Raw genomic sequence first — 14,010 nt, 5'->3', positions numbered from 1 at the left:
CTCGCCTCAAGGGCAGGCCGCCATCACCTGCGCCACTGCCGCCGTCAGCTTCTTCCCGTACGGCACATGCAGGAACTCGTTCGGCCCGTGCGCATTGCTCTTCGGGCCGAGCACGCCGCAGACCATCATCTGTGCCTTCGGGAAGCCCTTCTGCAGCAGGCTCATCAGCGGGATCGTGCCGCCCTGGCCGACGTAGCCGCAGGGCGCGCCGAACTGCGCCTGCGACGCGCTGTTCAGCGCATCCTCCAGCCATGGCGCCAGGCTCGGCGCATTCCAGCCGCTCGCGCCGTACGCACCGGCACGGCCATCGGCCGCGAAGGTCACGCGGGCGTTGTAGGGCGCGTTGTCCTCGAGCAGCGTCTTCAGGCGCAGCGCCGCCTCGTTGCCGTCGATCATCGGCGGCAGGCGCAGGCTCAGCTTGAACGCGGTGTACGGGCGCAGCACGTTGCCGGCATTCTTCAGCTCGGGGAAACCGTCGGCACCGGTGACGCTCAGGGTCGGGCGCCAGGTGCGGTTCAGCAGCGCCTCGGTCGGGTCGGTGGTGGTCGGCAGCGTCGGGCCACCATCGGCGCCGCAGGCCCACGGGAAGCGCTTCCAGACCTCGTCGCCGAGGATCTGCGCGGTGGTCTGCGCCTGCGCCAGGCGGTCGGCGGGAACCTCGCAATGGAAGCTCTCCGGCAGCAGCCGGCCGGTCTTGCTGTCTTCGAGCCGGTCCAGCACCTGGCGCAGGATGCGAAAGCTCGACGGCACCAGCCCGCTGGAGTCGCCGGAGTGGATGCCCTCGGTCAGGATCTCCACCTTCAGCACGCCGCTGACCATGCCGCGCAGGCTGGTCGTCAGCCACAGCTGGTCGTAGTTGCCGGCGCCGCTGTCGAGGCAGACGACGAGGCTCACGTTGCCCAGCCGCTCGCGCAGCACGTCGAGGTAGGCCGGCAGGTCGAACGAGCCGCTTTCCTCGCAGGCCTCGATGATGCCGACGCAGCGCGGGCGCGGGATGCCCTGCCGGTCGAGCGCCATGATCGCCGTCAGCGACGCGTAGACCGCGTAGCCGTCGTCGGCGGCGCCGCGGCCGTACAGCAGGCCGTTCTCGTACTTCGGCGTCCAGGGCCCCAGGTCGCTGCGCCAGCCGTTGAATTCGGGTTGCTTGTCGAGGTGGCCGTACAGGCAGATGGTGTCGGTGCTGCCGGCCTTGGTCGCCGGCACCTCGAAGAAGATCACCGGCGTGCGGCCGTCGATCCGCACCACTTCCAGCTTCAGCCCGGCCACCTTCTTGCTCTCGACCCAGCTCGCGGCATCGCGCACCACCCGCTCGAGGTACCCGTTCTTCTGCCAGTCGGCATCGAACATCGGGCTCTTGGCCGGGATCGCGATGTAGTCGGTCAGCGCCGGGACGATCTCTTCGTCCCAGGTGCGGTTCGCAAACTCGGCGATGGCGGTGGCTTCGTCGGGCTGCAGCGGAAGGTTGGGGTCGCGAGCGTTCATGCCGGTTCTCCTGGCGCAGTGAATCCCTTGTGGGGAATTGCGGAGTGTAGAACCGGGAGCGACAGGCTATGCTGATCCGTTCCACAAGAACACACGAGGAGACGGAGATGCGCCAATGCGTCACACAGGCCGCAGGGCTGGCGGCGGCTGTGCTGCTGAGCGGTGCGGTCAGCCATGCCGAGGAGGCGCAGCACCCCTGGGTGGTCGCGGCGCCGCTGTCGGTCAAGGAGACGTACTTCAGCAACCTGAGCTCCGGGGCGCGCATCGAGACACCCTTCGTGCTGAAGTTCGGGCTCAGCGGCATGGGCCTGGCGCCGATCACGAAGCCGCAGCCGCGCACCGGGCACCACCACCTGCTGATCAACCGCGAGCTGCCGCTCGACTTCTCGAAGCCGCTGCCCTTCAACGAGCAGTACGTGCACTTCGGCAAGGGCCAGATGGAGACGGTGCTGACGCTGGCGMCCGGCGACTACACGCTGCGCCTGGTGCTGGCCGACGACAAGCACATCCCGAACTTCGTCTACAGCAAGCCGCTGCGCATCACCGTGACGAAGAAGAATGCCGACCTCGACCCGGCCAGCCTGAGCCCGCCCGGCGTCGAGCTGATGCTCCCGGTGGCCGAGGCGTTGACCGGCAAGCCGCTGCAGGTGCGCTTCCATGCGTCGCGGCTCAACGTGTCGCACGCCGCGCTGCAGGAGAAGGGCACCGGCCACTTCCGGCTGAGTGCGCTGCGCGACGGGGCCCGGCCGGAGACGCTGGACTTCCCCGGTGGGCAGACCGAGGCGTGGATCAAGCCGCCGCCCGGGCGCTACCAGCTCAAGCTGGAGTTCGTCGACAACCTGGCGCCAGCCGCGGTGCTGGCCACGGCGGCACCGCAGTCGATCACGGTGTTGCCGAAGTGAATCGTCGCAGCCCGGCCTGCAGCGCAGCGAACACCTCCGCCTGTTCGGGCTCGTTGAAGATCTCGTGGAACAGCGCCGGGAACGCCTGCGCGGTGACGACCGCCTGCGAGGCCGCCGCGGCGAACGCCTGGCTGCCGGCCGGCGCGACGCAGCGGTCGCTGCCGGCGTACAGCAGCAGCGTCGGCAGCGTCCACGCGGCGGCGCGGGCGCGCACCCATTCGCCGCCGTCGACGATGAAGCGCACCAGCCGCGGCGTCACGCGGTCGTGCACCAGCGGATCGGCGACGTAGGCCGCGACGACGGCCGGGTCGCGCGAGATCCACGCCGGCTTCAGCCCGTTGCCGACCGCGAGCGACGGTGCAATCGGGCCGAGCGCCGCGAGCAGCAGCTTCTGCACGCCGTTCATGCCGGGGTCGAGCGCCGGTGACGACATCACCAGGCCGTCGACCGGGCGCCACCACGGCGCCTTCGTGTCGGCGGCGAAGCGCGAGACGACCAGCCCGCCCATGCTGTGGCCGAGCAGCACCAGCGGGCCGCGGTGCGCGGTGCGGGCGGCATCGATCACGTGCGACAGGTCGTCCAGCAGGTCATGGTCGGTGGCGAGCCGGCCGCGGGCGCCCTCGCTGCGGCCGTGGCCGCGCTGGTCGTAGGCCAGCACATGCCAGCCCCAGCCGTTCAGGTGTGCGATCACATGCGCGTAGCGGCCCAGGTGCTCGCCGAGTCCGTGCACCAGCACGACGACGCCGTGGGCCGCGGTGCCGGCCGGGTGGTGCGAGAGGTGCAGGCGCAGGCCGTCGGTGGTGTGCAGGGTTGTGTCCATGGCCGGCGAGTTTAGGCATCGCATGCCGTGTCAGCCCCCGGGCTTGTCTCGATGCGCATCAGGCCGCTTGCGGCTGCGGATCCCTGTCGAGGCTCAGTTGGGCGGCCGCGACCGGATCGAGGTGCGTCGCCATCCAGCGCACGACGCTGGCCGCATGCGTCATCGGCCCGAGGTGCCCGGCGCCGGCCAGCTCGCAGTGCTGCGCATGCGGCAGCACCTGCGCCAGCAGCTCGACGATGCGCCGTGCCGGTGCACGCGTGTGCTGCCCGTGGATCAGCAGCATCGGCATCGTCAGCCGCGACAGCGCCTGCTCGCCCCAGGTCGCGGCGAACAGCGCGTCGAAGTGGCGCGGCACCACCGGCATGCGCGACGCGATGGCCTCGCGGCGCGCCGTGCCCAGGCCATCCCAGGCCGCATCGCCACCCCAGTAGCTCGTGAACGCGCGCGCCGCGGCCAACGCATCACCCCGATCGAGCAACCCGGCCACGCGCGATGCGATCTCGCGCACCTCGTCGAGCGCTGCATCCTGCGGTGCCAGGCGGCGGATGATGCCGACCGCGACCGGCTCGTACAGCGTCAGCGAGCGCACCCACTGCGTGTGGCGCAGCGCGATCTGCATCGCGACCGCGGCGCCGTACGAGTGGCCGACCAGGTGGATGCCGCGCCGCACCAGCCCCCAGGCCGGCTGCACGAGCTGGGTCACCGCGTTCGCGTCGACGTGCAGCGTGTTCAGCACGGCGGCCGGCCAGGCGGGGCTGCGGCCGTGGCCGTGCAGGTCGGGCGCGACGACCTGCCAGCGCCCGCTCAGCGCATCGGCCAGGCCGTTCCATTGCGCATGCGTGCCGGTCGACGAGTGCAGGCACAGCACGACCGGCCCGTCGCCTTGCGTGCGGGCGACCAGGCGGCCAGGGTGGGGTTGGGGCGCTTTCATGACTTCTCCAGCGGATCGGAGGCGTCAGGATGCGCGGGGCAGGTATCGGCGCCGTGTCGTGCGCCGGCCCCGATTGATTCATTCGTTGCGGACGCGCGCTACGCCTGCTCGGCCGCCGCCTTCAGGTTCGCGAGCCCGGCCTCGAAATCGCGCCCGATCAGCGTGTCCATGCTCATGAACAGGCCCATCAGCTTCGACACGTAGGGCGTCGGGCCGTGCATCGCCCAGTGCACGAGCGTCGCGTCGTCCTGCGGCTTCAGCGTGAATTCGGCGACGTTGTGGCCTTCGAAGGGCTTGATGAAATCGAGCTTGATCGCCAGCGCCGCGGCCGGCGTGCTCTGCATGATCTCCATGCGGCCCTGGCCGACCTTCGCATTGCCGCGCCATTCGTAGACGGCGCCGACGCCGCGCGGCGGGCCGCTGTGCGTGCGCACCATCGCCGGGTCGAGCTTCTCCCAGGGCGACCACTCGGGCCAGCGGTGGAAGTCGTCGAGCAGCGGGAAGATCCGGTCGGGCGGCGCCTTGATCGCGAGCGAGCGCTCGACGCGGAAGGTGTCGGGCCGGGTCGTCGCGAACAGCAGCACCGCGGCGATCAGCAGCAGCACGACGAGGGCGATGGTCATCCACATGGCAGATCCTCTGCAAACTCAGCGAGGCGGGAATTGTCGCGTCTCGCCGATCGCCAGCACGAAGAATTCTTCATCGGACAGCGCCTGCAGCCGGCGCTGCTCCAGCAGCGCCTGCGGCGGATCGTCGAGCGCTTCGTCGGACAGCTGGAAGGTGCCCCAGTGCACGCCCAGCGAGCGCTTGGCGCGCAGGTCGCGGTGGATGCGGATCGCCTCCTCGACGTCGACATGCTGCGGCGCCATGAACCAGCGCGGCTCGTAGGCGCCGATCGGCAGCAGCGCGATGTCGAAGCCGCCGCCGTTCGCCGCGGACTGGCGCTCGGCGAAGCGCGCCTGGATGTCGATGAAGTCGCGCGAATACGCGGTGTCGCCGGCGTAGAACAGGTGGCAGTCGGGCGCGAACACCGCGAAGCCGCCCCACAGCGTCTTCATCCGGTCGGCGAGGCCGCGGCCCGACCAGTGCTGGGCCGGCACCAGCGTCACCTCGACCGGGCCGGCCGGTGCCGGCACCGTGTGCGAGGTCCACCAGTTCAGCTCGACCGCGTTCGCGATGCCGCGCCCGGCGAGCCAGGCCTTCACGCCCAGCGGCACGACGAACAGCGGCGGGCCGCCCGGCTGGCGCTGCAGCGCATCGACCGAGGCGGCGTCGAGGTGGTCGTAGTGGTTGTGCGAGGCCAGCACGAGGTCGATGTGCGGCAGCTCGGCGAGCCCGACGCCGGGCGGCAGGTGGCGTTTCGGCCCGGCGAACGGCAGCGGCGACGCGCGCTCGGAGAACACCGGGTCGGTCAGCACATTCAGGCCGCCCAGTTGGGCCAGCACGGTGGCGTGGCCGATCCAGGTGACGGCGGGTCGCATCGCCGCACCGGCGCGCGCGTTGGCCTGCAGGAACGCGAGGTCCGGCGCCATGCTGGGGATCGGCCCGCGTGGCGGCCGCGGCACGCCGCTGCGGTGCGCTGCCCAGCGCCAGCGCAGCACGTCGGCCAGGCTTTTCGGTTCGAAGCCGGCGTAGTTGTTCTGGAACGCCATCGGCCGTCAGACGCCGTCGGCCACGAAGCCCACCACCGCATGCGAGTTGTCGCAGAACGGCTTGTTCTGCGACTGGCCGCAGCGGCACAGCCGGGTGCTGGTGAGGCGGTCGACGGTGCGGCCGGTGCCGGCGCACAGCTCCAGGTTGCCGCTGACCTCCAGCGGCCCGTTGCGCAGCGGCTCGACGCGCAGCGTGCCGTTGCGTGCCGCGAGCGGCTGCGATTCGCGCGTCGGCGGCTCGCCGCTCGCCTTGAAACCGGCGGCGTTGTGCGCGCCGTCGCAGAACGGCTTGTTGGCCGACTGGCCGCAGCGGCACAGCGTGGCGCGCAGCGAGGAGCCGCCGTTCGGCGGGGCCGCCAGCGCCATCTCGGCATGGAAGGCGAGCGGGCCGTTCTCGCGCAGCCGCACGGTGTTGACGAGCGGTGCCGCCTCGGCCGGGCCGCCATCCAGGCGCTCGTAGGTGACCGCGCCGGACGGGCAGGTGTGGGCGACGATCGCGATGCGCTCGGGCGTCGCCTGGTCGGGGTAGAGCCAGTCGCCGGGCGTGTTCGCGAGGAAGACCTCGGGCTCGCCGAGCACGCAGTGCCGCGCGTGGATGCAGCGCTGCGTGTCGAAGCGCAGCAGCACGTCACGGCCGCGGGCTTCGTCGGGCGGCTTCGGGGCCGGACGGGGGGCGGCCGGCGCAGGCGGTGCAGCGATGACGGGCGGCGGGGCTACCGCGGGTGCAGCGGGTGCAGCGGGTGCAGCGGGTGCAGCGGGTGCAGCGGGTGCCGCCGGGCCCGCGATGGCCGGCCAGTGTGCGTCGTGGTCGGCCGACCAGTAGTTCGAGAAGCGCCGCATCGCCTGCGCATGCCGCGCGAGCCACGGCTGCGCGCCGGGCTGTGCGGCCATCGCGGTGAGCCGGTCGGCGACGCAACCGCAGCGCTCGGCCAGCACCAGCGTCGCGGTCTCGACCGACAGGTAGGTCAGCACGGTGCGGGACGCGGTGAAGGTCATGCCGGCATTGACACCGGGGTGCTTGTCGCTGGCCGGCATCGCCGACAGCGCGCTGCCCATGTCGCCGAGCATGTGCATCAGCGCGAGCGTCTGGTCGGCCATCTCGCGCCGGCGCGCGGTGGCGGTCTCGGAGCGCGGCGTCACGTCGGCGAGCGCCGACAGCAGGCGCAGCATCAGCTCGTAGCAGACGTTGGCGACGTCGAGCAGCGCGGCGGCCGGCTCGGCGGTGACGTGCACCCGCAGCCCGGCGACGACCGGGTTGCGCATCACCGGGTTGCGCGCCGCCGGGCGGGCCGGCTCGAAGCCCGGGCGGCGCGCCTTCAGCCCCTGCCATTCGCTGCGGATGGCGCAGAAGCGCGCGTAGTGCGAGCCGCTCTTGTTCTCGCGCGAGCCTTCGCCCTGGTGCACGATGAACTCGACGGCCTGGCGCGCCTCGGCCAGCGTGCCGACGGTCATCAGCCCGGGCAGGCGGAAATCCTGCGTGGCCAGCTGCGCCGCGCGCGGCCCGATGAACACCTTCGCCTCGCCGCCGTGCTGCACCAGCAGCTCGCAGCTCTCGGCGATCGATTCGTACAGCTCGCCGACGGTGGTGTAGTCGTCCGGCAGCATCGACAGCCGGCCGGCGACGGCGCGGCGGTGGTAGCTGGTCTTCTCGTAGCGGGTGCCGTCGCGCTCGGCCACGTCGGCCGGCCGCTCGAGGTAGACGAAGTGGTCGAGCGTGGCCTCGTCGAACGGCGCGAGCTCGACCGCGATGTCGGCCGGGAACAGCCCCGCCGCGATCGGGAAATTGAAGCGCCGGTAATGCGGGCGGGCGCCGATCGCGACCGCGATGTTGTTGGCCAGCGCCAGGTGCAGCATCTCGTCGGTGGCGATCGCGATGATCTCGCGGCGCCAGCGCTGCACCGCGGCGAGTTCGTCGGGCTCGAGCCCCTCGTCGGCGTGCTGCTTCAGCGAGAACGCCGCATAGAGGTAGGTGCACATCAGGCAGTGCTCGATCTCGGCGGCCTCGGCGAGCATGCCGACGAGCTGGGCGCGGTGGGAGGCAGGGGTCATGGCCGGCAGCATGCCGGGGAGGGCGCCGCGATGCAAGGGCGGGGCGCGAGAGCCCGACTGCTACGCTCGTGCGATGAACCCACCTCCGCTCTGGCAGGCCTCGGTGCCTGTCTTCCTGCGCTACCTGGAACGGCTGCGCCGCTGGCTCGACCTGGCGCAGGCCCACGCGCCCGGGCCGGGCGCCGAACGCCTGCTCGGCGCCCGGCTGGCCGACGACATGAACCCGTTCGCGACGCAGGTCGTCATCGCGGCGAACTTCGCGTTGCGCGCCTGCCATCCGCTCGCCGGCTTGCCGGTTCCTTCGCCGGACGAACCCGGCGCTGGTTTCGACGGGCTGCGTGCGCTGGTCGATCGCGTGACGGCGATGGTGCGCGAGCTGCCGCAGGAGCGGTTCGACGGCGCCGAGTCCCGCACGCTGGAGAGCCGCGCCGGCGATGCGCTGGTGCGCCTGCCGGCCACCGAGTTCCTGCAGCTCTACGCGCTGCCGAACTTCTTCTTCCATCTGACGACTGCGTACGCGATCCTGCGCAGCCGGGGCGTGCCGATCGGCAAGGCGGATTTCGACGGCCTGCATGCCTATCCGCCGGCCGGCAGCGACGGCGCCGGGGCGACCGAAGAGCGCCGTGCCGAAGAACTCCGCGAGATCGAGCGTTCGCGGCTGCGCGCGCTGGTCGACGGCGACATGCTGCTCGCCCGGCACCTGCATGCGCCGCAGTTCCAACTGGTCACGCCGGCCGGCCGCGCGTTCACCCGCGACGAGTACCTCGGCAGGATCGAGCGTGGCGAGCTTCGCTACCTGCGCTGGGAGCCCGGTGCGATCGACGTCCGCCTGCAGGCCGACAGCGCGGTGCTGCGCTACCAGGCCATGCTGGCCTTCGAACCGGACTCGCCGTTCCGGTGCTGGCACATCGATGCGTACGAGCGGATCGATGGGCGCTGGCAGGTGGTGTGGTCGCAGGCGACGGCGATCAAGGACAGGGATGGCGAGCGCAACGGCTCTCGTTCATGAACCCGCAGCCGCCATCTGTGGCAAGCTGTGCCGCTCATCGTCATGCGCCGCGGAGATTCGTCATGCCTACCCGCATTGAAGTACTGGAAGCAGAAGTCCTGTCCCTGTCGCCGGATGACCGGTCGCGCCTGCTCGAGCGGCTGATTGCCAGCCTGGACGCCGATCCGGACATTCAGGAATCCTGGATCGAAGAGGCCCAGCGTCGCGAAGCCCAGGTTGCCGATGGCACCGTCGGCTTTGCGGCCGGCGACGAGGTCGTGGCCCGTCTGAGGGCCAGTCTGCGGTGAGCTATGTCGTCCTGCCGGCCGCCGAGCAGGAGTTGGCGAGCGCCCTGGAGTTCTACAGGCAGCGAGGCGGCCGAGCACTGGCAGAGGCGTTCGTCGCCGAATTCGAACGTCTTGCCAGGCTGCTGGTGTCCAACCCACATCTCGGTACGCTGGCGGCGCAAGGGCTTCGCATCCATCCCCTGCGCCGCTTTCCGTATTCGATCGTGTACCGCGTCACATCCGAGCGAATCGAAGTGCTCGTGGTCGGACATCACCACCGAAGGCCCCGCTACTGGCGGGGTCGGGCTTAATTCGCCGCCCCCGCGTCCTTCCACCCCCCACCCAGCGCCTTGTACAGCGTCACCAGGTTCTGCGCCTGCAGCGCCTGCACCTGCACCACCGCCTGCTGCGCGGTGAACAGCGAGCGCTGCGCATCCAGCACGTCGAGGTAGCTCGCCGCGCCGTTGCGGTAGCGCAGGTCGGCCAGGCGGTAGCGCGCCTGCTCGGCATCGGCCTGCGCACGCTGCGCCCGCGCCTGCTCGCCGAGCGTCGCGCGGCCGGCCAGCGAATCCGAGACCTCGCGGAACGCGGTCTGGATCGCCTTCTCGTACTGCGCCAGCGCGATCTCGCGGCCCACCTTCACGCTGTCGAGGTTGGCCTTGTTGCGCCCCGCGTCGAAGATCGGCAGCGTCGCCTGCGGCTGGAAGCTCCAGCCGAACGAGCCGCTCTTGAACAGCCCCGACAGCTCGTTGCTCACCGAGCCGACCAGCCCGGTCAGCGTGATGCGCGGGAAGAACGCCGCGCGCGCCGCGCCGATGTTGGCGTTGGCCGCGATCAGCTGCTGCTCGGCCGCGCGCACGTCGGGCCGGCGGTTCAGCAGGTCCGATGGCAGGCCGGCCGGCACCTCCGGCAGCACCTGGTCGGCCACCAGCGGCACGCCCGCCGGCAGGTCGTCCGGCAGCGCCTGCCCGAGCAGCAGCACCAGCGCGTTCTCGTCCAGCGCGCGCTGGCGCGTCTGCTGCGCGAGCGACACGCGGGCCGCCTCGAGCAGCGATTCGGCCTGCCGCAGGTCGAGCTCCGAGCTCGCGCCGTTGTCGAACTTCAGCCGCGTGAGCTTCTGCGAATCCTCGCGCGTCTTCAGCGTCTGCTTCGTCACCTCGAGCAGCTCGTCGTCGGCCAGCAGGTTGAAGTACCCGTTGGCGACCGACGCGATCAGGCTGATCTGCACCGCCTTGCGCGTCTCCTCGGTGGCCAGGTACTGCGCGAGCGCCGCCTGGCTCAGGCTGCGCACCCGGCCGAACAGGTCGAGCTCGTACGACGAGACCGCCAGGCCCACGCTGTAGGTGCTGGTGATGGTGTCGGGCCCGGCCGTCTGGCGCAGGCCGCTCGCGGCCGCGTTGACCGTCGGCCATTCGTCGGCGCGCCTGATCTGGTAGGCCGCGCGCACCTGCTCGATGTTGAGCACCGCGACGCGCAGGTCGCGGTTGTTCCTCAGCGCGAGCTCGATCAGCCGCTTCAGGCGCTCGTCGGCGAAGTAGCTCTGCCATTCGACGTCGCTCGCCTTCGGGCCGGGGCGCGGGGTCGTCGCCTCGCCGGCGAACGAGCCGGGCACCGGCGCCGGCGGGCGCTCGTAGGTCGGGATCATCGTGCAGCCGGCCGCGAGCAGGGCGCTGGCGATCAAGGCCAGGGCAGGGGCCGGGCCGTGCAGCGGCCGGGGGCTTCGGAAATCACTCATGGGAACCATCCTTCGGCGCGCCATTCAGTTCATGCGCGTACATGCGGCGCTGCCGCTCGCTGCCCTTGAAGATGCGGCGCACCACGACGAAGAACACCGGCACGAAGAACACTGCCAGCAGCGTCGCGGTGAACATGCCGCCCATCACGCCGGTGCCGATCGCGCGCTGGCTCGCCGAGCCCGCGCCCGACGCCACCACCAGCGGCAGCACGCCGAGGATGAAGGCCATCGAGGTCATCAGGATCGGCCGGAAGCGCAGGTGCGCCGCCTCCAGCACCGATTCGACCACCCCCTTGCCCTGCGCATGCAGGTCCTTCGCGAACTCGATGATCAGCACCGCGTTCTTCGCGCTCAGGCCGATCACCGTGATCAGGCCGACCTTGAAGTAGATGTCGTTCTCCAGCCCGCGGAAGGTGGCCGCCAGCACGACACCGAGCACGCCGAGCGGCACCACCAGGATCACCGACAGCGGGATCGACCAGCTCTCGTACAGCGCCGCCAGGCACAGGAACACCGCGAGCAGCGAGAAGCCGAGCAGGATGAACGCGGTCGAGCCCGACAGCTTCTCCTCGCGCGACTGGCCGGTCCACTCGAACGCGAAGCCCGGCGGCAGCTGGCCCGCGAGCCGCTCCATCTCGGCCATCGCCTCGCCGGTGCTGCGGCCGGGCGCGGCATCGCCCGCCAGCCGCATCGTCGGGTAGCCGTTGTAGCGGATGGTCTGCACCGGGCCGCTGATCCAGCGCGTCGTCGCGAACGCCGACAGCGGCACCGGCTGGGCCTTGCTGTTCAAGGCGTTCAGGCGCAGCAGGTCGTCCGGCTGCATGCGTGCCGGCGCATCGGCCTGCACCACCACGCGCTGCAGGCGGCCGGCGTTCGGGAAGTCGTTGATGTAGGCCGATCCGAGCGCGGTCGAGAGGGTCGAGTTGATCGAGTCGAAGCTCACGCCCAGCGCGTTCGCCTTGTCGCGGTCGATGTCGATCTGCAGCTGCGACGCGTCTTCCAGGCCGTCGGGGCGCACGCCCGCGACGATCTTGCTCTGGCCGGTGAGGCCCAGCAGCTGGTTGCGTGCCGCCAGCAGCGCCGCATGGCCGTTGCCGCCGCGGTCCTGCAGCCGGAAGGCGAAGCCCGACGAGGAGCCCAGCTCGGGAATCGGCGGTGGGCTGAGCGGGAAGATGAACGCATCGCGCACGCCCATCAGCGCGCCGAACGCGCGGCCTGCCAGCGCCTGCGCCGAATGCTGCGCGCCCTTGCGTTCGTCCCAGTCCTTCAGCGTCACGAAGGCGAGGCCGGCGTTCTGGCCCTGGCCCGAGAAGCTGAAGCCCAGCACGCCGACCATGCTCTGCACTTCCGGCTGCTTCAGGATGAAGCCCTCGACCTGCTGCATCACCTCGACCGTGCGGTTCACGGTGGCACCCGGCGGCAGCTGCACGTTGACGATGATGTAGCCCTGGTCCTCGGCCGGCAGGAACGACGCCGGCAGGCGCGAGAAGGTCCAGCCCACCGCGGCGATGATCGCCGCGTAGATGATCAGGAAGCGGCCGGCGCGTTTCAGGATCTTCGCGACCCAGCCTTCGTAGCCCTTCGCGGTGCGCGCGAAGCCGCGGTTGAACCAGCCGAAGAAGCCGGTCTTCTCGTGGTGGTGGCCGGCCTCGACCGGCTTCAGCAGCGTCGCGCACAGCGCCGGCGTGAGCGACAACGCCATGAAGGCCGACAGCGCGATCGACGCCACCATCACCGCCGAGAACTGGCGGTAGATGTTGCCGATCGAGCCGGCGAAGAACGCGAGCGGCACGAACACCGAGATCAGCACCACCGTCACGCCGATGATCGCGCCGGAGATCTGGTCCATCGCCTTGCGGGTGGCCTCGCGTGGCGACAGCCCCTCCTCGCTCATGATGCGTTCGACGTTCTCGACCACGACGATCGCATCGTCGACCACGATGCCGATCACCAGCACCATGCCGAACATCGTCAGCACGTTGATCGAGAAGCCGAGCCCGAGCAGCGCGCCGAAGGTGCCCAGCAGCGCGATCGGCACGACCAGCGTCGGGATCACCGTGTAGCGCCAGTTCTGCAGGAACAGGTACATCACGACGAACACCAGCGCGACCGCTTCGAGCAGCGTCTCCACCACCTGCGAGATCGAGATCTTCACGAAGCGCGAGCTGTCGTACGGCACGCTGTACTTGACGCCCTGCGGGAAGTAGCGCGAGAGCTCGTCCATGCGCTTGCGGATGGCGGTCGCGGTGGCGAGCGCATTGCCGCTCGGCGAGAGCTGCACGCCGATGCCGGTCGACGGCTTGCCGTTCAGGCGCGCCGAGGTGGCGTAGGTCTGCGCGCCGAGCTCGATGCGGGCGACGTCTTTCAGGCGCACCGTGGAGCCGTCGGCGTTCGCGCGCAGCACGATGTTGCCGAACTGCTCGACGTTGCTGAGCTGGCCGTTGACGACCACGGTCGCGAAGATCGACTGGCCCGGCAGGTTCGGCAGGTCGCCGATGGTGCCGGACGAGACCTGCGCGTTCTGCGTGCGGATCGCGGTGGCGACGTCGGCGGCCGACAGGTTGAAGCCGACCAGCTTGGCCGGGTCGATCCAGACCCGCATCGCGCGCTCGGTGCCGAACAGCTGGGCCTGGCCGACGCCGGGAATGCGCTGGATCTCGGGCAGCACGGTGCGCGACGCGTAGTCGCCGAGCGCGATCGGGTCGTAGGCCGGGTTGTCGGACGAGAGGATCGTGAACAGCAGGAAGTTCGAGCGCGCCTTGTCGACCCGCACGCCCTGCTGCGTGACGGCCGACGGCAGGCGCGGCGCGGCGCGGCTCAGCCGGTTCTGCACGTCGACCTGCGCCAGGTCCGGGTTGGTGCCGGGCTCGAAGCTGATCGTGATCGAGCCGGTGCCGTTGGCCTGGCTGACCGACTCCATGTAGAGCAGGCCGGGCGAGCCGTTCATTTCCTGCTCGATGACGCTGATCACGCTGTCCTCGAGCGTCTGCGCCGAGGCACCGGGGTAGGTGGCCGACACGACGATGGAGGGCGGTGCGACCGGCGGGTACTGCGAGATCGGCAGCTGCGTGATCGCGACGCTGCCGAGCACGATGATGAACAGCGCGATCACCCACGCGAAGATGGGGCGATCGATGAAGAACTTGGCCATGGGGGAAGGCTCG

General features: G+C 70.7%; 12 protein-coding genes. 4 read left to right on the top strand and 8 right to left on the bottom strand.

Going from position 1 to position 14,010, the window contains the following annotated elements:
• Positions 1–6: 6 nt before the first annotated feature.
• Complete coding sequence (locus AC1DXV_RS00340; protein ID WP_477932065.1) at positions 7–1,482, bottom strand: M20 family metallopeptidase; 1,476 nt, start codon at positions 1,480–1,482, stop codon at positions 7–9.
• Positions 1,483–1,589: 107 nt separating this feature from the next.
• Here AC1DXV_RS00340 and AC1DXV_RS00335 point away from each other — a divergent pair, with 107 nt between their 5' ends.
• Complete coding sequence (locus AC1DXV_RS00335) at positions 1,590–2,384, top strand: DUF4399 domain-containing protein (protein ID WP_477932063.1); 795 nt, start codon at positions 1,590–1,592, stop codon at positions 2,382–2,384.
• Here the strand turns inward: AC1DXV_RS00335 and AC1DXV_RS00330 are convergent.
• The 5 genes from AC1DXV_RS00330 to AC1DXV_RS00310 all read right to left on the bottom strand — a co-directional run bounded on the left by AC1DXV_RS00330 (position 2,365) and on the right by AC1DXV_RS00310 (position 7,836).
• On the bottom strand, positions 2,365–3,204 hold the full coding sequence (locus tag AC1DXV_RS00330; protein ID WP_477932061.1) for an alpha/beta hydrolase: 840 nt from the start codon (positions 3,202–3,204) through the stop codon (positions 2,365–2,367). The two genes, AC1DXV_RS00335 and AC1DXV_RS00330, sit on opposite strands and share 20 nt — an antisense overlap.
• A gap of 58 nt (positions 3,205–3,262) precedes the next feature.
• Positions 3,263–4,135, bottom strand: a complete 873-nt coding sequence (locus tag AC1DXV_RS00325) for an alpha/beta fold hydrolase (protein ID WP_477870734.1) — start codon at positions 4,133–4,135, stop codon at positions 3,263–3,265.
• Between the two features lie 98 nt (positions 4,136–4,233).
• Entirely contained in the window at positions 4,234–4,764 is a 531-nt protein-coding gene (locus AC1DXV_RS00320) for an SRPBCC family protein (protein ID WP_477870736.1), read from the bottom strand.
• 18 nt (positions 4,765–4,782) lie between these two features.
• Positions 4,783–5,787 (bottom strand): MBL fold metallo-hydrolase, encoded by a 1,005-nt coding sequence (locus AC1DXV_RS00315; RefSeq protein ID WP_477870738.1) that lies wholly within the window; start codon positions 5,785–5,787, stop codon positions 4,783–4,785.
• A gap of 6 nt (positions 5,788–5,793) precedes the next feature.
• Positions 5,794–7,836, bottom strand: a complete 2,043-nt coding sequence (locus tag AC1DXV_RS00310; protein ID WP_477932059.1) for a ferritin-like domain-containing protein — start codon at positions 7,834–7,836, stop codon at positions 5,794–5,796.
• 73 nt (positions 7,837–7,909) lie between these two features.
• Between AC1DXV_RS00310 and AC1DXV_RS00305 the strand changes: the two genes are divergently transcribed.
• From AC1DXV_RS00305 to AC1DXV_RS00295, 3 genes are all read left to right on the top strand, one after another.
• Positions 7,910–8,845, top strand: a complete 936-nt coding sequence (locus tag AC1DXV_RS00305) for a DUF1993 family protein (RefSeq protein ID WP_477932057.1) — start codon at positions 7,910–7,912, stop codon at positions 8,843–8,845.
• Positions 8,846–8,907: 62 nt separating this feature from the next.
• The gene (locus tag AC1DXV_RS00300; protein ID WP_477866673.1) at positions 8,908–9,132 is read left to right on the top strand and encodes an addiction module protein; all 225 of its coding nucleotides are present in this window, start codon (positions 8,908–8,910) and stop codon (positions 9,130–9,132) included.
• A complete protein-coding gene (locus AC1DXV_RS00295; protein WP_477932055.1) occupies positions 9,129–9,422 on the top strand; it encodes a type II toxin-antitoxin system RelE/ParE family toxin in 294 nt (97 codons plus the stop codon). Before AC1DXV_RS00300 ends, AC1DXV_RS00295 begins: the two co-directional genes overlap by 4 nt.
• On the opposite strand, the gene AC1DXV_RS00290 is transcribed toward AC1DXV_RS00295, so the two are convergent.
• Complete coding sequence (locus AC1DXV_RS00290; protein ID WP_477932054.1) at positions 9,419–10,846, bottom strand: efflux transporter outer membrane subunit; 1,428 nt, start codon at positions 10,844–10,846, stop codon at positions 9,419–9,421. The genes AC1DXV_RS00295 and AC1DXV_RS00290 overlap by 4 nt on opposite strands.
• Positions 10,839–13,997 carry an efflux RND transporter permease subunit gene (locus tag AC1DXV_RS00285; RefSeq protein ID WP_477866679.1) on the bottom strand — a complete coding sequence of 1,053 codons (3,159 nt, stop codon included), beginning with the start codon at positions 13,995–13,997 and terminating at the stop codon, positions 10,839–10,841. Before AC1DXV_RS00285 ends, AC1DXV_RS00290 begins: the two co-directional genes overlap by 8 nt.
• Positions 13,998–14,010 lie beyond the last annotated feature (13 nt).

It is taken from the genome of Rhizobacter sp. P3_C12, assembly GCF_056402735.1.
The sequence above is the reverse complement of the archived record's forward strand: the minus strand, read 5'-3'. Positions and strand labels throughout refer to the sequence as shown.

Bases quoted from the DNA above. Each gene is read 5' to 3' on its own strand.
- AC1DXV_RS00340 (WP_477932065.1), bottom strand. From the start codon at position 1,482: ATGAACGCTCGCGACCCCAACCTTCCGCTGCAGCCCGACGAAGCCACC.
- AC1DXV_RS00330 (WP_477932061.1), bottom strand. From the start codon at position 3,204: ATGGACACAACCCTGCACACCACCGACGGCCTGCGCCTGCACCTCTCG.
- AC1DXV_RS00325 (WP_477870734.1), bottom strand. From the start codon at position 4,135: ATGAAAGCGCCCCAACCCCACCCTGGCCGCCTGGTCGCCCGCACGCAA.
- AC1DXV_RS00320 (WP_477870736.1), bottom strand. From the start codon at position 4,764: ATGTGGATGACCATCGCCCTCGTCGTGCTGCTGCTGATCGCCGCGGTG.
- AC1DXV_RS00315 (WP_477870738.1), bottom strand. From the start codon at position 5,787: ATGGCGTTCCAGAACAACTACGCCGGCTTCGAACCGAAAAGCCTGGCC.
- AC1DXV_RS00310 (WP_477932059.1), bottom strand. From the start codon at position 7,836: ATGACCCCTGCCTCCCACCGCGCCCAGCTCGTCGGCATGCTCGCCGAG.
- AC1DXV_RS00305 (WP_477932057.1), top strand. From the start codon at position 7,910: ATGAACCCACCTCCGCTCTGGCAGGCCTCGGTGCCTGTCTTCCTGCGC.
- AC1DXV_RS00300 (WP_477866673.1), top strand. From the start codon at position 8,908: ATGCCTACCCGCATTGAAGTACTGGAAGCAGAAGTCCTGTCCCTGTCG.
- AC1DXV_RS00290 (WP_477932054.1), bottom strand. From the start codon at position 10,846: ATGAGTGATTTCCGAAGCCCCCGGCCGCTGCACGGCCCGGCCCCTGCC.
- AC1DXV_RS00285 (WP_477866679.1), bottom strand. From the start codon at position 13,997: ATGGCCAAGTTCTTCATCGATCGCCCCATCTTCGCGTGGGTGATCGCG.